The sequence below is a fragment of the Allorhizobium pseudoryzae genome (genome assembly GCF_011046245.1).
GTDB lineage: Bacteria > Pseudomonadota > Alphaproteobacteria > Rhizobiales > Rhizobiaceae > Neorhizobium > Neorhizobium pseudoryzae.
In genome coordinates, this window is the sequence record NZ_CP049241.1 from 826,993 (window position 1) to 844,893 (window position 17,901).

Consider the following 17,901-nt stretch of genomic DNA (forward strand, 5'->3'; position numbering starts at 1 on the left):
CTTGGGGAGAGGTCCGCCGAGCGAAGCGGAGGCGGGGTGAGGGGATCGACGGTCACCGTCTTGCCCGACACCACAGGGAGAGGCCCATGGAGCTTCAGGGCAAGCGCATTCTGCTGATCATCTCAGGGGGCATTGCCGCCTACAAGAGCCTCGATCTCATCCGCCGCCTGCGCGAGCGGGGCGCAACGGTGAGGTCGGTGATGAGCCGCGCGGCGCAGGAGTTCGTGACACCGCTGGCCGTCGGTGCGCTGTCGGCCTCCCATGTCTATACCGATCTCTTCTCCCGCGAGGACGAGCAGGATGTCGGCCACATCCGCCTCGCCCGCGAGTGCGATCTCGTGGTCGTCGCGCCCGCCACGGCGGATCTCATGGCCAAGATGGCGCATGGGCTGGCCGATGACCTGCCGAGCGCGGTGCTTCTGGCCACCGACCGACCGGTGCTGCTGGCGCCCGCCATGAACCCGGTGATGTGGAACGCCGCGCCCACCCGACGTAATATCGACACCCTGAAGGCCGACGGCGTCTCGATGATCGGGCCGATGAAGGGCGAAATGGCCGAAAGCGGCGAGGCCGGCACCGGCCGCATGGCCGAACCGCTGGAGATCGTCGCTGCGGCCATCGCGCTTCTCTCACCACAGGACAAGCCGCTCGCCGGCAAGCGCGCGATCGTCACCTCCGGTCCGACACATGAGCCGATCGATCCGGTGCGCTACATCGCCAACCGCTCTTCCGGTAAACAGGGCCATGCGATTGCCGCCGCCCTTGCGCGTCTGGGAGCGGATGTGACGCTGGTTTCCGGGCCGGTCACCATTCCTGATCCGGCGGGTGTTGCGGTCACCCATGTCGAGACGGCGGAAGAGATGCTGTCTGCCGTGCTCTCCGGCCTGCCCGCCGATATCGCGGTGATGGTGGCGGCCGTTGCCGACTGGCGGGTCGTCTCCTCGGCCGGGCAGAAGATCAAGAAACAGCCGGGCGAACCGCCGGCGCCGCTTTCTCTGGCGGAAAACCCCGACATTCTGAAAACCTTGGGCCACCATACGCAAAGGCCCGGCCTCGTGATCGGTTTTGCCGCGGAAACCCAGGATGTCGAAAACAATGGCCGCCGGAAGCTGGAGGCGAAGGGCGCCGACATCATCGTTGCCAACGACGTGTCGCCGGCCACCGGCATCATGGGCGGCGACCGCAACCGGGTGAAGCTGATCTCCAACAGCGGGATCGAGGAATGGCCGGATCTGAGCAAGGATGAGGTGGCGACCCGTCTGGCCGCGCTGATTGCCGACCGTCTGTCCCCGACCGCCTAAGTCAGACGAAACTGACGGCGAGCCCGACGACGGCGCCGAGTGCCAGCACCGCGACCGGATGGGCGCGGGTGAGGATCGAGATCGCCGCAGTCACGCCCGTCAGGACGGCCAGCCAGACGCCGGTCACCGAGGCGAGCGTAATGACGACCGCGCTCGAGGCCACCAGACCCGTCGTGACCGGCAGCAACCCCGCCTGCACCGCCGCCCGCCAGGGCCGATCGCGAAAACGTTCCCAGACGGAGACGGCAAGGCAGGTGATCAGCGAGGACGGCAGGAATTTGGCAAGCGAACTGACGAGCAGGCCGGGCAGGCCCGCCACATGCCAGCCGATCAGCGGCACGATCATCATGTTCGGGCCGGGAGCCGCCTGGGCGAGCGCAAACAGCGCGCTGAATTCCGCCGGGGTGACCCACTGCTGCACCTCCACCACGCGCCGCTGGATTTCCGGCAGCACGGCATAACCGCCGCCAAAGGCCATCAGCGACAGTTCGGTGAAGATCAGCGCCAGCGCGATCAGGGTCGCCATCATCGGGGACTCCTCCAGGAGAGGAGCACGGAAAAGGGCGCCAGCACCAGCATGACCAGGATCAGCGGCAGGCGGAAGATGGCGACCGCCGCAAACAGGAGACCGACCACCAGGAGTGCCTGGGGCTTTCCCAGCAACGGCTTCAGCATCTTCCAGGCCATGCCGATCAGCAGGCCGGCAGCCGCCGCGGCCAGCCCCGCAAACACGTGCTGCACATGCGGGTCGCCACTATAACGATCATAGAGGACACCAAGCAGGATGACGAAAGCGGTCGGAACCGCAGTGAGTCCGAGGATGCCGGCAAGCGCGCCGCGCCAGCCGCGGAACTTCATGCCGACCGCCACGCTGATATTGATGACATTGCCGCCGGGCAGGAACTGACAGAGACCGAGCAGATCGGAAAACTCCTGCGGGTTCAGCCAACGCTTGTCCTCCACCAGCATGCGCCGCGCGAGCGGCAGCACGCCGCCGAAGCCCACGAGACCAATGCCGAGAAAGCCGGTGAAGATCTGGCGGGCGGTTGGGGGTGAGAGATCCCGCTCTCCCGTATCGGCAATGGAGGTCATGGCCAAAATCCTTCAATCACTGGATTGACCCAGTACCGGGCTGCACCGCATAAGTCCAATATATGGTTCTTCTGCTTTCCATATTCTGGAGATATGACAATGATCGAGATGCGGCATCTGCGTTACGCCGTCGCCATCGCCGACGAAGGGCATGTCACCCGCGCCGCGGAAAAGCTCGGCATTCAGCAGCCACCGCTCAGCCAGCAGATCCGATCGCTTGAAGCCATGGTGGGGACACCGCTGTTTCACCGGCTGCCCCGCGGCGTGGTGCTGACCGATGCCGGAGAGGTGTTCATGGCAAGAGCGCGACAGATCCTATCCGACCTCAGCGATGCGGTGGAGGAGACGCAGCGTGCGGCCCGTGGGGAAACCGGAGCACTCTCCATCGGCTTTACCAGCTCAGCGGCCTTTCATCCGCTGGTGTCGTCCGCGGTCCGTGGGTTGCGGTTCTCGCTGCCGGAGCTTTCATTGCGACTGGAGGAAGGGGCGACCGACGAACTGACGGCCGATCTTCTGGCCGGACGGGTGGATGTCGCCTTTCTGCGCGGCGTGACCCTTGAGGCGGCTAAGCTCTCCGTCGAGCACGTGCACCAGGAAGACATGCTTCTCGCCATGCCGGATGATCACGCGCTGGCGGATCCGCAGCAGGACGGTGCGCTTCTCGAGTTGAAGGATCTTGCCGGCGAAACCTTCATCTTCTACCGCCGCCAAAGCGGACAAGGCCTTTATGACCGCATCATCGCTGCCTGCCAGACAGCGGGTTTCAGCCCGAAAGTCGGCCAGGATGCGCCGAAACTCGCCTCCACGCTCAGCCTCGTGGCGGCCGGGCTTGGCGTCTCGATCATTCCGGAATCCATGGCGCGGCTGGAAACCTCCGGTATCGCCTACCGGCGCTTTTCGGAAACGTCCGGGCTCTCAGCACCGCTCTACCTCGCTTGGCGGCCGGAACCGGCCCGCGCGGCCGTCACCAACCTCATTCAGGAGGTGACGATCCGGGCAAAACAGCTGGAAACCGCAGCCGGCCGCTGAGCGGCTTCAAGCGGCTTCCGCGAGCTTTGCCGGTGAAAAGGAGGTCATGGTCAAGCCGGTCTCGTTGACGATCACGGCACTGCCGTCCGGCACTTCGGTCCAGGCGTCCACGTCGTCGTTCAGCGGTTCGGACACGAGGCAGTAGCCGCCATAGCCGCCCATGGGCGCGGCATAGAGCGTCGGCGGCCGATGGTCCGTCGCATAGCGGATGGCATAGAGCGAGCGCCCATCGGAGAAAGCGGCGGTGAAGCGCACCAGCGTGCTCACCTCGTGCTCCGCCGCCAGTTGTTCGATCACGCCGATGGCGCGCGAGACCGCACCGAGCGGGTCGTTCGCCATGCCGAATTCCTGGGCCAGCAGGAACAGCATTTCGGAATCCGTGGTGCCGCTGCGGGCATGGAACAGATCGTCCGAAAGATAGGCCTCCATCTTGCGGCGGATCTTTTCAAACCCGGCGATCTGGCCGTTGTGCATGAAGGACCAGCGCCCATGCACGAAGGGATGACAGTTGTCGCGCCGCGTGCTGCCGTTGGTGGCGGCGCGCACATGGGCGAGAAACAGCGGCGAGCGGATCTGACGGGCGAGGCTGCGCAGGTTGCAATCCGACCAGGCAGGCAGGATGTCACGGTATCGGCCGGGCTCCGGGTGATCGCCGTACCAGGCAATCCCGAAGCCATCACCATTGGTGGCGGTCTTGGCACGGCTGGCGCAATGGCTCTGTTCGATGAGCGAGTGGGCGGGAGAGGATACAAGCTCCTCCAGATAAAGCGGATTCCCGCGATAGGCGGCCCAGCGGCACATGCGTTCCAGCTCCACACCGCGCCGCGCAGGGCGGCGAATACGTCTCAAAGATCGGCCTAAAAACTTAAGCGATCGTTATCGGTCCCATATCTGCGTTGACGGCGTTCCGGCAGCAAGATGTCGGAATCATGACCGCGCCTGCAGGTAGATGCGCCCTTGCCATACGGCACGCCTCCCCTACATCACAAAACATGTTACCGACCGATGCATCACGTGAAGCCGAAGCCGAGGCTTCGCAACCGGACAGCCAGGCGCTTGACATTCTGAAGGGCAGGCCGCGGGACTACGCTCTTTTTCTCGACATCGATGGCACCCTGATCGATCTGGCCGAGAGGCCGGAAGCGATTGTCGTGCCGCCGGACCTTGGCGACCACCTGCAGGCCCTCTCCCGCCGGATGGACGGGGCACTGGCGCTTGTCACCGGCCGGGCGCTTGTGTTTGCAGACGGGTTGTTCAACCCTCTCAGCTTCCCGATCGCCGGCCTGCATGGCGCCGAGCGCCGGCGGGCCGACGGCTCGATCGATGGCCTGACCACCGATCCGCGTTTTACCACCCTGAAGCGGTCGCTGGAGCGGGTCACCTCCGACTGGAAGGGGATCCTGATCGAGGACAAGGGTGCCGCGGTTGCTGCCCATTATCGCCAGGCGCCGGAATGGCAGGCTTCGCTGGAAGCCGTGATGCGTTCGGCTCTTGAGGAGGCCGGACCGGATTACGCGCTCCAGCGCGGCAAGATGGTCATTGAGATCCGGCCGGCGCGTGCCAGCAAGGGGGCGGCCGTACACGCCTTCCTGTCTGAAAGCCCGTTTGAGGGGCGCATCCCCATCACGATCGGCGACGACCTGACGGACGAAGCCATGTTCAAGGTCGCGAACGAACGGGGCGGCCTGTCGATCCGCATTGGTGAGCCGGGCGATGAGACCGCTGCCCAGACCACCATCGCCTCTGCCGCGGCGCTTCGCGCGATCCTGAAGGATCTTGCCGAACCAGGCGACCGCTAAACCCTTGAAAAGGAGCATTGTCCTTGAGCCGACTTGTCGTCATTTCTAACCGCGTTCCGATGCCGGACAAAAACGGCACGGCGCCTGCTGGCGGCCTTGCCGTGGCGCTGCAGGCGGCCCTTGAGGAGCGCGGTGGCGTCTGGATGGGCTGGTCAGGCAAATCCAGCGGCACGAAGGACCCTGCTCCGCTTGCGCTGACGGAGCGCGGCAACATCACCTACGCGCTCACGGATCTGACGAAGACGGACGTCGAGGAATATTACCACGGCTTTGCCAATCGCGTTCTCTGGCCGATCTGCCACTACCGTCTTGATCTGGCGGAATATGCCCGCAAGGAGATGACCGGCTATTTTCGCGTCAACCGTTTCTTTGCCCATCGTGTCGCGCCGCTGATCCGGGAGGACGACGTCCTGTGGGTCCACGATTACCATCTCATTCCGCTCGCAGCGGAGCTTCGGCAGATGGGGTTCAAGAACAAGATCGGCTTCTTCCTGCATATTCCTTGGCCGCCGGCGGATGTTCTGTTTGCCATGCCTGTTCATGAGGAAATCATGCGCGGGCTGACCCATTATGATCTGGTGGGTTTCCAGACCGATCACGATCTTGAAAACTTCCGCGGCTGCCTGGTGCGCGAAGGCTTTGGCAATGCAATCGGCGACGGCCTCTTCCAGTCGCACGGCCGCACCTACAAGGGCGGCCATTATCCCATCGGCATCGAAACGGCCGCCTTCGCAGAATTCGCCCAGAAGGCCGCCAACAGCGTGATGGTCCGCAAGGCGCGGCAGAGCATGGAAGACCGCGATCTCATCATCGGGGTGGACCGGCTGGATTATTCGAAGGGGATTACCCAGCGCATCGATGCCTATGAAAGCTTCATCAATCGCAATCCCGCCCATCAGGGCAAGGTGACCTATCTGCAGATCACCCCCAAATCGCGCTCCGAAGTGCCGGAATACGAGCAGATGCAGCGCATGGTGGCCGAACAGGCGGGCCGGGTGAACGGCGCGCTGGGCGCGGTGGACTGGGTGCCGATCCGCTACATCAACCGGTCCATCGGGCGCCCGGTACTGGCCGGACTCTACCGGCTGGCGAAAGTCGGCCTCGTGACGCCCTTGCGCGACGGCATGAACCTCGTTGCCAAGGAATTCGTCGCCGCCCAGGATCCGGACGATCCGGGCGTGCTCGTTCTCTCCCGCTTTGCCGGCGCCGCCCGTGAACTGCGTGGTGCGCTTTTGGTGAACCCCTACGATATCGAAGGAGCCGGCAATGCCATTGCCCGCGGCCTGACCATGGGCCGCGAGGAACGCATCCAGCGCTGGCAGGGCATGATGGACCACCTGCTGACCTACGACGTCAAACGCTGGTGCGACGATTTCCTGCACGACCTCACATCGGACATGGCCGATTACGCGGCGGAAAACGCCGACCTCAACCAGGCGCACAGCTGATCGGTTCCTTCGCTGCCCTGTTCGGGCGGTAACAGCCAGTAGCCGCGGTCGGTCGCGGCCAGCTCTGGCCCGGTAGAGACCAGCATGCCGCTGTCGATCAACTGGTCCAGAAGTCCCAGCCAGCCGATCGCCAGTCCCTGATCGGCAAGCGCGGCCTGAATGACCAGCGCATAGGTGTTGAAGCACAGCTCGCCCTGTCCCGGCGGCAGGTCATGGCTGGTGCCGAGCGCCTTCAGGTAGCTTCCCCAGTCGAACCAGGGGGCCGAGCCCATCGTGTCGAGATGCAGAAGCGTGGCGGCGGCGATCTCCGCCGGGCGCTGAAGCGGCCCGTGGCGCTCCAGGAAGCGCGGCGTGCAGACCGGCGCCACCCTCTCCGGAATGAGCAGTGTGCCCATGGCGGCAAATTCCTCCCGCGTGCCGAACACGACGGCCACCTCGCCTTCATCGACCGTCAGACCGACATCCCGATGCGTCGCGACGATCTGGATATCGGCACCGGGATGGCGGCTGCGGAAGGCGTGCACACGGGGCATCAGCCAGAGGGTGGAAAAGGCATAATCGGTTCGCAGGCGCAGGGCCGGACGATGGGGCCGCTGCCGGAGGCCCTTCACCAGCGTGTCCACGTCATCGACGCTTTTCGACAGGATGTCGAACAGCCGGCGGCCATCCGCCGTCAGCGCCACACCACGATGCTGCCGCTCGAACAGCGGGATGTGCAACTGTTCCTCGATCCGCCGGATCTGATAACTCACCGCCGGCTGGCTGAGACCCAGTCTTTCCGCGGCCACCGTCAGGTTTCCGGTTCGCCCGACCTCGCAGAACATCCGGATCCAACCGAGATCAAGCGGTCGGTTTGCCATAAAGCCTCCTTTTGGCTGCGATTGAAAAACAGCGCCTTCACAGGCCAGTTGAGCCCGAGTTCAATAAACTGCTCGAATAAATGGGGAACTGCAATGAAAACCACTTCGCGCATTGTCCGGCTTCTCGCCGGGATCAGCCTTTCCTTTGCCGCAGCCGCCAGTGCCTTTGCCGCAGACGATACATCCTGCAAGACCATCCGGCTCTCCGATCCCGGCTGGACGGATATCACCGCCACCAATGCCACGGCCTCCGTCATCCTCTCCGCGCTCGGTTATCAGCCCGATGTGAAGACGCTGTCGGTTCCGATCGGCTACCAGTCGATGAAGAACGGCGAAATCGACGTTTTCCTCGGCAACTGGATGCCGGCCCAGAAGGCCTTCATCGACGATCTGACCAGCGCCAAGGCCATCGAAATCCTGACGAAGAACCTCGAAGGCGCCAAGTTCACGCTCGCCGTGCCGACCTATGTGGCGGACAAGGGCGTGAAGGACTTTGCCGATCTCGCCAAACAGGCGGACGGGTTCGGCAAGAAGATTTATGGCATCGAACCCGGCGCGCCGGCCAATGCCAATATCCAGAAGATGATCGACGCCAATGATTTTGGCCTCAAGGGCTGGGACCTGGTGGAATCCGGCGAGCAGGCCATGCTGGCGCAGGTGGAGCGCGCCGGACGCGACAAGAGCGACATCGTCTTCCTCGCCTGGGCGCCGCACCCGATGAACACCAAGTTCAAGCTCACCTACCTGTCCGGCGGCGATGCCTATTTCGGCGCGAACTACGGTGGCGCAGAGGTCTATACGCTGGCGCGCACCGGCTGGCCGGCCAAATGCCCCAATGCCGCGGCGCTGTTCAAGGCCATGCATTTCGAGATCGGCATGGAAAACGAGTTGATGGGCGCGATCCTAGGCGGAGAAGACCCGAAGGCCGCAGCCACCGCCTGGCTGAAGGCAAACCCGAAGGCGGTGGACCCCTGGCTCGCGGGCGTTACCACGCTCGACGGCAAGCCCGCCCTGCCGGCGGTCAAGACAGCGCTCGGCCTCTGATCCCGCCATGGCTCAGCCCAATATCCTGATCCTGATGGTGGACCAGCTCAACGGTACGCTGTTTCCCGATGGCCCCGCCGAGTTCCTGCAGGCACCCCACCTGAAAGGGTTGGCGAAGCGCTCCGTGCGCTTCGCCAATACTTACACCGCAAGCCCGCTCTGCGCCCCTGCCCGCGCAAGCTTCATGTCCGGCCAGCTGCCGAGCCGCACCCGCGTCTACGACAACGCCGCCGAATTCGCCTCCGACATCCCGACCTATGCGCATCACCTGCGCGCGGCCGGTTATTCCACCGCCCTCTCCGGCAAGATGCATTTCGTCGGGCCGGATCAGTTGCACGGTTTCGAAGAACGGCTGACCACCGATATCTATCCCGCCGATTTCGGCTGGACGCCCGACTATACCAAGCCCGGCGAACGGATCGACTGGTGGTATCACAATCTCGGTTCCGTCACCGGCGCCGGCGTCGCCGAGATCACCAACCAGATGGAATATGACGACGAGGTGGCCCATCACGCCACCGCCAAGCTTTATGATCTGTCACGGCGCAAGGACGAACGCCCTTGGTGCCTCACCGTCAGCTTCACCCATCCGCACGACCCCTACGTGGCGCGCCGCAGATACTGGGACCTCTACGAGGACTGTCCGGAGCTCGACCCGCCCGGCCCGATCCCTGCGTTCGCGGACCTCGACCCGCATTCCAAGCGCCTACTGGAAGCCTGCGATGTTCGTGCCTTCGACATCACGCCGGAGCAGGTGCGGCGCGCACGGCGCGGCTATTTCGCCAATATCTCCTATGTCGATGACAAGATCGGTGAGATCCTCGACGTGCTGGAGCGCACGCGCATGGCGGGCGATACCATCATCCTCTTCGTCTCCGACCATGGCGACATGCTGGGCGAGAAGGGTCTGTGGTTCAAGATGTGCTTCTTCGAGGGCTCGGCCCGCGTGCCGCTGATGATCGCAGCCCCCGGCTGGACGCCCGCGCTCGTGACGCAGCCGGTTTCGACCCTCGATGTGACGCCGACCCTCGCAAGCCTTGCCGGGCTGGATCTCTCCCGCATCCGCCGCTGGACGGATGGCGAGGATCTGACCCCCCTGGCAACAGGCACCGGCAGCCGTTCGCCCGTGCCGATGGAATATGCCGCCGAGGGCTCCATCGCGCCCCTCATCGGTCTGCGCGACGGCCGCTACAAGCTGACGCTCTGCGAGGCCGATCCGCCGCTGCTGTTTGACCTGGAAAACGATCCGCACGAGCGCGACAACCTGGCGGACAGATCCGAACATGCCGAGACGCTGCAGCGTCTGACCGACGTCATGCGGGCGCGCTGGGATCTGAAGCGTTTCGATGAGGCGGTGCGCGAAAGCCAGGCGCGGCGCTGGGTCGTCTATCCGGCGCTTCGCAACGGCGCCTATTTCCCCTGGGATTACCAGCCGCTGCAAAAGGCCTCCGAGCGCTATATGCGCAATCACATGGATCTCAACGTGCTGGAAGAGAACCAGCGGTTTCCGCGCGGGGAGTGACGTTGAACATCGACCAGTCTACCGCGGAAAAGTCGCCAGCATATGAGGCAGACGTTGGGGCTCGCCTCACCCTCTTCGTCATCCTCGGGCTTGACCCGAGGATCCATGAAGCAATCCGATTCTACACGACTTTTTGCACCGAGTTAGCTGTCGGCATGGATCCTCGGGTCAAGCCCGAGGATGACGATAAAATAAGTGGCCGCGGTGGATGCAGACACTGACCCGGACAACGAGGACCCGGACAACGAGATTTGGGAAGGCCGTCACGCCGCCTTGGCGACGTGATATTCCTTGATCGCGACCATCTTGATCGCCGGATAGCGTTCCGCCTCGTAGCGCAGCGAGAACGCGTCCTGCGCCAGAAACACCGGATCGCCATCGAGGTCGCGGGCGATGTCGCCGCGCTTGACCGTCAGGAACTTCTCCATCTCCGCCTTGTCCTCCGACGAGATCCAGCGGCAGACGGAGAAGCGCGACATTTCGAAGGAGACCGGCAGGCTGTATTCCGCCGAGAGCCGCTCCTTCAGAACGTCGAGCTGGAGGGCGCCGACGACGCCGACGATGGCGGGGGAACCGTCTTCCGGCGAAAACAGCTGCACGACGCCTTCTTCCGCCATCTGCTGCAGGGCTTCCTTCAGCTTCTTCGCCTTCATGGCATCCTCCAGCCGCACGCGGCGCAGGATTTCCGGCGAGAAGTTCGGCACGCCCTGGAAGACCAGGTTTTCGCCCTCGGTCAGCGTATCGCCGATGCGCAGCGTGCCGTGGTTCGGAATGCCCACCACATCACCGGCATAGGCAGTATCCGCCAGCTGGCGCTGCGAGGCGAAGAAGAATTGCGGCGCGGTCAACCCCATCTGCTTGCCGGTGCGGGCAAGCCTTGCCTTCATGCCGCGCTCCAGCTTGCCGGAGCAGATGCGGGCAAAGGCGATGCGGTCGCGATGGTTCGGGTCCATGTTCGCCTGGATCTTGAAGACGAAGGCCGTCATCTTGTCTTCGGCGGCATGCACGGTGCGGATATCCGCCACCTGATCGCGCGGCGGCGGCGCAAAATCACCCAACGCGTTGATGAGATCACGCACGCCAAAATTCCGGAGCGCCGAGCCGAAGAAGACCGGTGTCAGATGGCCTTCGAGAAACGCCTGCTTATCGAAGGGGCGGCAGGCTTCGATCGCCAGTTCCAGCTCGTCGATGAACGCCTGGCGTTCGTTTTCCGGCAGATGATCGGCAACACTTTGCGCGCCGTTGACCTTGGTCGGTTCGGTCTGCGTGTCATTGCCGCGGTAGGTGCTGTCGACCAGATTGTAGGAGCCGCAGAAATTCTTCGAGCGGCCGACCGGCCAAGTGATCGGCGCGGTATCGAGCGCCAGCTTCTCCTCCACCTCGTCGAGGATCTCGAAGGTATCGCGGGCTTCGCGGTCCATCTTGTTGACGAAGGTGATGATCGGGATATCACGCATGCGGCAGACTTCGAAGAGTTTGAGCGTGCGCGGCTCGATGCCCTTGGCGCCGTCGATGACCATGACGGCGGCATCCACCGCCGTCAGCGTGCGGTAGGTATCGTCGGCAAAGTCTTCGTGGCCGGGCGTATCGAGGATGTTGAAGATATTGCCTTCGTATTCGAAGGTCATCACCGAGGTGACGACAGAAATGCCGCGCTCGCGCTCGATCTTCATCCAGTCGGACCGCGTCTGGATGCGATCCTTCTTCGCCTTGACTTCACCGGCCAGCTGAATGGCGCCGCCGAACAGCAGCAGCTTTTCGGTGAGCGTGGTCTTACCGGCGTCCGGGTGCGCGATGATCGCGAAGGTGCGGCGGCGGGAAACCGCCTCGGCAATGCTTTCTGCCATGATGTGCAAATCCTTTGAGTTGCCGCGTATCTAGCGATTTCGGGCCGCATATGCAATTGACCGGGGACAACTGAAGGAGACCGCTTCATGCGCGACGTCATCGGCCCCGCCCTCAAACTCATCCGCCTGCCGCATGGCGAAGGGCTCGACCTGCCCTCCTACGAGACGGGCGGCGCCGCCGGCATGGATATCCGCGCCGCCGTGGACGCCCCGATGACGCTGTCGCCGGGGCAAAGGGCGCTGGTGCCGACAGGCTTCATCTTCGAGATCCCGCAAGGCTTCGAGGTGCAGGTCCGCCCGCGCTCTGGCCTCGCCTTCAAGAACGGCGTGACCTGCCTCAACACGCCCGGCACCATCGACAGCGACTACCGGGGCGAGGTGAAGGTGCTGCTCGTCAATCTCGGCGACCAGGACTTCGTCATCGAGCGCGGCATGCGCGTGGCGCAGTTGGTCGTTTCCCCCGTGGTGCAGGCACGCGTTGAGGAAGCCGGCGGCTTCAGCGAGACCGTGCGTGGCGCGGGCGGGTTTGGCTCCACCGGCGTCTGATCACCGTTGCGTCTTGCCCATGACGGGATTACCAATGCCGTCGGAGGACGAACACCATGACCCTGACATCGCTGATCACCTATGCCGGCGCGCTCTTCATTGCGGCCGCCATTCCCGGACCCGGAATGACGGCGATTGTCGCCCGCGCGCTCGGTTCCGGCTTCCGGCCGACCTTCTTCATGGGGCTCGGCCTGATCCTGGGCGATCTGGTCTACCTCACTGCGGTGATCCTGGGTCTCGCCATTCTGGCCCAGAACTTCACGACCCCCTTCCTGATCATCAAATATCTGGGTGCCGCCTATCTCTGCTATATCGCCTGGAAGCTCTGGACGGCCGGCCTTCTGCGACAGGATATCGAGGCCACGCGCGGTGGCGCGACCGGCGGCATGGCGTTTCTTTCCGGCCTCTTGGTGACGCTCGGCAACCCGAAGACGATGCTCTTCTACGTGGCGCTGGTGCCGACCCTCATTCCGCTCAGGGAGGTTGGTCTCTCCGATTATGCCGTGCTGGTGGCAACCACCTTCGTGGTGCTGATTGCGGTTCTCCTGCCCTATATCCTGCTGGCCTCGAAAGCGCGGGAACTGTTGAAAAAGCCGCGCACGCTGCAGGCGCTCAACCGATCCGCCGCCGGCATTCTGGCCGGCACCGCCGCCTATATCGCCGCGCGCTGACACCGCGTGTTGCCGGATCCGTTCCGCTGACCTGTTTCGCCGTCTGCTCGGTTGTCCGTACCGCTGCCCGCGCCAAAGGGCGCGAAACGAACAAGATTTTTCCACACCGGCCTCTATTCCGGCACAAGCACCCTCGCCGGATGGCACCTTCGGCCCTAATCTCGGTGCAACACGACGTTTGGGAGAAACAGCATGTCCGACACGAGCAGGCCCGGCCGCGGCAAGATCTATTCCTCAATCCTCGAGACGATCGGCAATACGCCGCTCGTGCGGCTCGACAAGCTGGCCAAGGAGAAGGGCGTGAAGGCCCATCTGCTGGCCAAGCTCGAATTCTTCAACCCGATCGCCTCCGTCAAGGACCGCATCGGGGTCGCCATGATCGAAAGCCTGGAAGCGCAAGGCAAGATCGCGCCCGGCCGCACGACGCTGATCGAACCGACCTCCGGCAATACCGGCATTGCGCTTGCCTTTGCCGCCGCCGCCAAGGGCTACCGGCTGATCCTTACCATGCCGGAGACAATGTCTATCGAGCGGCGCAAGATGCTGGCACTCTTCGGGGCCGAACTGGTGCTGACCGAAGGCCCGAAGGGCATGAAGGGCGCGATCGCCAAGGCCGAGGAACTCGCCGCCAGCCTGCCCGACGCGGTCATTCCGCAGCAGTTCGAAAACCCGGCCAATCCGGAAATCCACCGCCAGACGACGGCGGAGGAAATCTGGACCGATACCGACGGCCAGGTTGATCTCTTCGTCGCCGGCATCGGCACCGGCGGCACGATCACCGGCGTTGGCCAGGTGCTGAAGGCACGCAAGCCCGACCTCAAGGTGTTCGCCGTGGAACCCACCGAGTCTCCCGTCCTCTCCGGCGGCGAGCCCGGCCCGCACAAGATCCAGGGCATCGGCGCCGGTTTCGCCCCAAAAATCCTCGACACCGCTATCTATGACGAGGTGGTGACCGTCGCGAGCACCGAGGCGATTGAGATGGCCCGCCACGTCGCACGCCTCGAAGGCCTGCCCGTCGGCATCTCCTCCGGCGCGGCACTCACCGCCGCCATCCGCATCGGTTCACGTCCGGAAAACGAGGGCAAAAACCTCGTCGTCATCATACCCTCCTTTGCCGAACGCTACCTGTCGACGGCGCTGTTTGAGGGGTTGGGGTGAGCGAATAGCGAATAGCGAATAGCGAATAGCGAATAGCGAATAGCGAATAGCGAATAGCGAATAGCGAATAGCGAATGATTCCCGAGGCTGGCGTCGTCGACGCAAGTACCTTTGACGCCTTTTCAACAAGCAACCTGCTGCACGCAGGGCAGTTTCAACTATTCGCTATTCGCTACTCCCTATTCGCTCAAAACCTCACGCCGCCGCCGTCAAGCGTTCTCCGGCGATCCGGTAGGAAATCGCTTCCGCGAGGTGAATGCGCCCGACCTTGTCCTCGCCGTCGAGATCGGCGAGCGTGCGGGCGACTTTCAGGATACGGTGATAGCCGCGGGCGGAGAATTTCAGTTTCTCCGCCGCGTCGCGCAGCAGCTGCATGCCGGCGGCATCGGGGGCGGCGAAATCCTCGATGAGGGCCGTCGAGCAGCGGGCATTGGTGGAAATCTCCGGCAGGCCGGCGTCTGCAAACCGTCGCATCTGCCGCTCGCGCGCCTGCGCTACACGTGCCGCCACCGTGGCGCTGGTTTCGGCCGGACGCGGGCGGATGAGATCGGCGGCAGAGACCGCCGGCACGTCGATGCGAATATCGATGCGGTCCATCAGCGGCCCGGAAATCCGGCCCTGATATTCGCTCATGCAGCGCGGGCCGCGGGCGCAGGTGTGGCCCGGCTCGCCCGCCATGCCGCAGCGGCAGGGGTTCATGGCCGCCACCAGCTGAATGGTCGCCGGATAGGAGACGCGGTGATTGGCCCGCGCAATCACGCATTCTCCGGTTTCCAGCGGCTGGCGCAATGCATCCAGCACCTGTGGCGTAAATTCGGGAAACTCGTCAAGGAACAGCACGCCGTGATGGGCAAGCGAGGCCTCACCCGGCTTCGCCCGCAATCCACCGCCGACGAGGGCGGCCATGGTGGCCGAATGATGCGGCGTGCGGAACGGCCTTCGGTCGGAGAGCTTGCCGCCGGAGAGCTGTCCGGCGATCGAATGGATCATCGACACTTCCAGCAGTTCGGCGGCCGACAGCGGCGGCAGGATGGAGGGAAGGCGTGCGGCCAGCATGGATTTTCCCGATCCGGGCGGCCCCACCATCAGGAGATTGTGGCCGCCAGCGGCCGCCACTTCCAGCGCCCGCTTGGCGCTTTCCTGGCCCTTGATATCGGCAAGATCCGGCAGGTTGGCGGCGGGGGCCCGGATCGCCGGCTGCGGGCGGGAGAGAACCTGCGTGCCACGGAAATGATTGGCAAGCGCGATCAGGCTGCGCGGCGCAAGGATATCGATGCCGGCACCCGCCCAGGCAGCTTCCGCCCCACTGTCAGCCGGGCAGATCAGGCCCTTCTCCAGCGCATTCGCACCGATCGCAGCGGGCAGCGCGCCGGCCACGGCTGCCAAGGTCCCGTCGAGATTTAGCTCGCCGATCACCACGTAATTCGACAGAGCATCACCCGGAATGGCGCCAAGCGCCGCCATCAGGCCGAGCGCGATCGGCAGATCGAAATGCGAGCCTTCCTTGGGTAGGTCCGCGGGTGCCAAGTTGACAGTCACCCGTTTCGGCGGCAGCGCCAGGCCGGAGGCATGCAGGGCCGCCTGCACCCGTTCGCGGCTTTCCGCCACCGCCTTGTCCGGCAGGCCGACGATCTGCATGCCGAGCTTGCCTGGCCCGACCATGACCTGAACATCGACCGGAACACCTTCGATGCCCTGAAATGCGACTGTGCTGACCCGTGCAACCATGCGTCACCTGCCCCACGCGCTCAAGCGTCTGCCAAACTCTTCAACCCATGGGTTTGAAAAGCCATTCAGCACACTCAACCACGAATACTGGCGGGAAACAAGAACATTATGCGAACAAATACACGAAAAACGCGACGATGCTTCGCCTTGGTTGTTCTTCTGGAACGAAAGGCGATCAGGTGTGAACGGGCGCTGCGTGCAACGCCCGGTCGACGAGGTCAACCACGCTTCTTCTCGATCGCGTCCCAGAGAAGAGCAGCAACATCGGCGCCGCCGAACTTTTTGACTTCGCGAATACCTGTCGGCGAGGTGACGTTGATCTCGGTCATGAAGTCGCCGATCACGTCGATGCCGACGAAGAGGAAGCCACGTTCGCGCAAGGCCGGGCTGATGCGGGCGCAGATTTCCTGTTCCCGTGCCGTCAGTTCGGTGGCTTCCGCCCGCCCGCCCACATGCATATTGGAGCGCGCATCATGCTCGGCCGGCACGCGGTTGATCGCGCCCACAGGCTCGCCGTCCACCAGCAGGATGCGCTTATCGCCCTTGCGCACGGCCCGCAGGTAACCCTGCGCGATGAAGGGCTCGCGGTACATCTGGCCGAACATTTCGAGCAACGAGGAGAAGTTGCGGTCGTCGCGCGCCGAGTGGAAGACGCCGGCGCCGCCATTGCCGTAGAGCGGCTTCAGGATGATATCGCCCAGTTCATCGCGGAAGCGCGCAATCTCGCCGATGTCGCGGGTGATCAGCGTCGGCGGCATCAGGTCGGCAAATTCGGTGACGAAGATCTTTTCCGGCGAGTTGCGCACCCAGGCCGGGTCGTTCACCACCAGCGTTTGCGGCTGCAGACGCTCGAGCAGATGCGTCGAGGTGATGTAGGCCATATCAAAGGGCGGGTCCTGGCGCAGCATCACCACGTCCATGGAGGCCAAGTCCACCCGTTCGCGTTCGCCGAGCGTGAAGTGGCTGCCCTTCTCGTCGCGGACCGTCATCTCCTCGACAGCCGCGAAGATCCGGCCATCGCGCATGGTCAGCCGGTCGGGTGTATAATGATAAAGCGCATACCCGCGCGCCTGCGCTTCCAGCGCCATGGCGAAGGTGGAATCGCCGGCAATGTTGATGCCGGACACGTGGTCCATCTGGAACGCGACTTTGCGGATCTTGGCCATACCCTGCCCCTTGTCAGATTGCCCGCCAGATGTAGGACGGCGGGCCATCGATGGCAACGGCAGATTCCAACTCTCTCAAAGACCGAGGCCGGAGCCCTTGATGCGGCGACGCAAGCGGTTGCGAATCCTGTAGAAAAGCGCCAGCGGCAGCCAGATCGGCTGGCGCATGAAGGCGATCTTGCGCACGTAAGTGTCGATGCGCCAGGTGGCCCAGGTGCCGGCCTTGAAATAACCGATGTCGCCGGCCCGCAACAGCCGCTGCGTGCCGTCCGCCGCGGTGATGAACACCTCGCCCTCGAGGATGACGACGGTCTCGTCATCGCCGAAATACCAGCGGAAGCTGCCCGCGGTGCAGTCCCACATCGCCGTCACGGAACACTTGTCCTCAGTGCACGAATGCTGCGCCACGCGCGCCTGCGGCTCGCCTGCCAGAATCCAGGTCGGCTCGATCGGAGCCGGCTTCAGATCCCGAAACAGCGCCTCCGGTGAAGCGCCGATGAAGGGTGGAACCTCATTGCGTTTCCTGATGTCTCGTCCACGGTAGGCGAGCGCCAGCGCGCCCGCCAATGCCAGTTTCACAACCATGTCGCCCCCAAAGCGTTTGATCGGGGGCTAACCTAGCAGCGGAACCTGAGCAGGAGGTTTTGCCACTGCTTAAGATTCTAATGAAACTGCCGCTTTCGCTTGCAG

At 63.8% G+C, this 17,901-nt stretch carries 17 protein-coding genes; 9 read left to right on the plus strand and 8 right to left on the minus strand.

Annotated elements, in window-relative coordinates; translation table 11 throughout:
* Nucleotides 1–86 precede the first annotated feature (86 nt).
* Nucleotides 87–1,301, plus strand: coding sequence for a bifunctional phosphopantothenoylcysteine decarboxylase/phosphopantothenate--cysteine ligase CoaBC (gene coaBC, locus G6N78_RS04055; RefSeq protein WP_165215957.1), 1,215 nt, complete (start codon nucleotides 87–89; stop codon nucleotides 1,299–1,301).
* Nucleotide 1,302: 1 nt separating this feature from the next.
* Here coaBC and G6N78_RS04060 read toward each other — a convergent pair whose 3' ends face one another.
* Together G6N78_RS04060 and G6N78_RS04065 are read right to left on the minus strand one after the other, a co-directional pair.
* Nucleotides 1,303–1,830 (minus strand): chromate transporter, encoded by a 528-nt coding sequence (locus tag G6N78_RS04060; protein WP_165215958.1) that lies wholly within the window; start codon nucleotides 1,828–1,830, stop codon nucleotides 1,303–1,305.
* Nucleotides 1,827–2,393, minus strand: coding sequence for a chromate transporter (locus G6N78_RS04065; RefSeq protein ID WP_165215960.1), 567 nt, complete (start codon nucleotides 2,391–2,393; stop codon nucleotides 1,827–1,829). The genes G6N78_RS04060 and G6N78_RS04065 overlap by 4 nt, the downstream gene beginning before the upstream one ends.
* A 99-nt stretch (nucleotides 2,394–2,492) precedes the next feature.
* On the opposite strand from G6N78_RS04065, the gene G6N78_RS04070 reads away from it, so the two are divergent.
* Nucleotides 2,493–3,422, plus strand: coding sequence for a LysR family transcriptional regulator (locus tag G6N78_RS04070; RefSeq protein ID WP_165215962.1), 930 nt, complete (start codon nucleotides 2,493–2,495; stop codon nucleotides 3,420–3,422).
* 6 nt (nucleotides 3,423–3,428) lie between these two features.
* Here G6N78_RS04070 and G6N78_RS04075 read toward each other — a convergent pair whose 3' ends face one another.
* Nucleotides 3,429–4,223: a class II glutamine amidotransferase gene (locus G6N78_RS04075; protein ID WP_165215963.1), complete on the minus strand. Its 795-nt coding sequence runs from the start codon at nucleotides 4,221–4,223 to the stop codon at nucleotides 3,429–3,431.
* 191 nt (nucleotides 4,224–4,414) lie between these two features.
* Between G6N78_RS04075 and otsB the strand changes: the two genes are divergently transcribed.
* Nucleotides 4,415–5,221, plus strand: coding sequence for a trehalose-phosphatase (gene otsB / locus G6N78_RS04080; protein ID WP_165215970.1), 807 nt, complete (start codon nucleotides 4,415–4,417; stop codon nucleotides 5,219–5,221).
* Nucleotides 5,222–5,244: 23 nt separating this feature from the next.
* Entirely contained in the window at nucleotides 5,245–6,669 is a 1,425-nt protein-coding gene (otsA, locus tag G6N78_RS04085) for an alpha,alpha-trehalose-phosphate synthase (UDP-forming) (protein WP_165215971.1), read from the plus strand.
* Here the strand turns inward: otsA and G6N78_RS04090 are convergent.
* Nucleotides 6,627–7,529 carry a choline sulfate utilization transcriptional regulator gene (locus tag G6N78_RS04090; protein ID WP_165215973.1) on the minus strand — a complete coding sequence of 301 codons (903 nt, stop codon included), beginning with the start codon at nucleotides 7,527–7,529 and terminating at the stop codon, nucleotides 6,627–6,629. The genes otsA and G6N78_RS04090 overlap by 43 nt on opposite strands.
* A gap of 93 nt (nucleotides 7,530–7,622) precedes the next feature.
* Here G6N78_RS04090 and G6N78_RS04095 point away from each other — a divergent pair, with 93 nt between their 5' ends.
* Nucleotides 7,623–8,573 (plus strand): choline ABC transporter substrate-binding protein, encoded by a 951-nt coding sequence (locus G6N78_RS04095; RefSeq protein WP_165215974.1) that lies wholly within the window; start codon nucleotides 7,623–7,625, stop codon nucleotides 8,571–8,573.
* A gap of 7 nt (nucleotides 8,574–8,580) precedes the next feature.
* On the plus strand, nucleotides 8,581–10,095 hold the full coding sequence (gene betC, locus G6N78_RS04100; protein WP_165215976.1) for a choline-sulfatase: 1,515 nt from the start codon (nucleotides 8,581–8,583) through the stop codon (nucleotides 10,093–10,095).
* A 263-nt stretch (nucleotides 10,096–10,358) separates the two neighbouring features.
* Here betC and G6N78_RS04105 read toward each other — a convergent pair whose 3' ends face one another.
* Nucleotides 10,359–11,942, minus strand: a complete 1,584-nt coding sequence (locus G6N78_RS04105; protein WP_165215977.1) for a peptide chain release factor 3 — start codon at nucleotides 11,940–11,942, stop codon at nucleotides 10,359–10,361.
* Nucleotides 11,943–12,029: 87 nt separating this feature from the next.
* Between G6N78_RS04105 and dut the strand changes: the two genes are divergently transcribed.
* From dut to cysK, 3 genes are all read left to right on the plus strand, one after another.
* Nucleotides 12,030–12,488 carry a dUTP diphosphatase gene (dut, locus tag G6N78_RS04110; protein ID WP_165215979.1) on the plus strand — a complete coding sequence of 153 codons (459 nt, stop codon included), beginning with the start codon at nucleotides 12,030–12,032 and terminating at the stop codon, nucleotides 12,486–12,488.
* Between the two features lie 56 nt (nucleotides 12,489–12,544).
* Complete coding sequence (locus G6N78_RS04115) at nucleotides 12,545–13,159, plus strand: LysE family translocator (protein WP_165215980.1); 615 nt, start codon at nucleotides 12,545–12,547, stop codon at nucleotides 13,157–13,159.
* Nucleotides 13,160–13,351: 192 nt separating this feature from the next.
* On the plus strand, nucleotides 13,352–14,317 hold the full coding sequence (gene cysK, locus G6N78_RS04120; RefSeq protein ID WP_165215982.1) for a cysteine synthase A: 966 nt from the start codon (nucleotides 13,352–13,354) through the stop codon (nucleotides 14,315–14,317).
* A gap of 195 nt (nucleotides 14,318–14,512) precedes the next feature.
* On the opposite strand, the gene G6N78_RS04125 is transcribed toward cysK, so the two are convergent.
* The 3 genes from G6N78_RS04125 to G6N78_RS04135 all read right to left on the minus strand — a co-directional run bounded on the left by G6N78_RS04125 (nucleotide 14,513) and on the right by G6N78_RS04135 (nucleotide 17,796).
* A complete protein-coding gene (locus G6N78_RS04125; RefSeq protein ID WP_165215984.1) occupies nucleotides 14,513–16,045 on the minus strand; it encodes a YifB family Mg chelatase-like AAA ATPase in 1,533 nt (510 codons plus the stop codon).
* 218 nt (nucleotides 16,046–16,263) lie between these two features.
* Complete coding sequence (gene gshB / locus G6N78_RS04130) at nucleotides 16,264–17,211, minus strand: glutathione synthase (protein WP_165215985.1); 948 nt, start codon at nucleotides 17,209–17,211, stop codon at nucleotides 16,264–16,266.
* Nucleotides 17,212–17,286: 75 nt separating this feature from the next.
* Nucleotides 17,287–17,796 (minus strand): cupin domain-containing protein, encoded by a 510-nt coding sequence (locus tag G6N78_RS04135; RefSeq protein WP_165215987.1) that lies wholly within the window; start codon nucleotides 17,794–17,796, stop codon nucleotides 17,287–17,289.
* Between the last annotated feature and the right edge of the window lie 105 nt (nucleotides 17,797–17,901).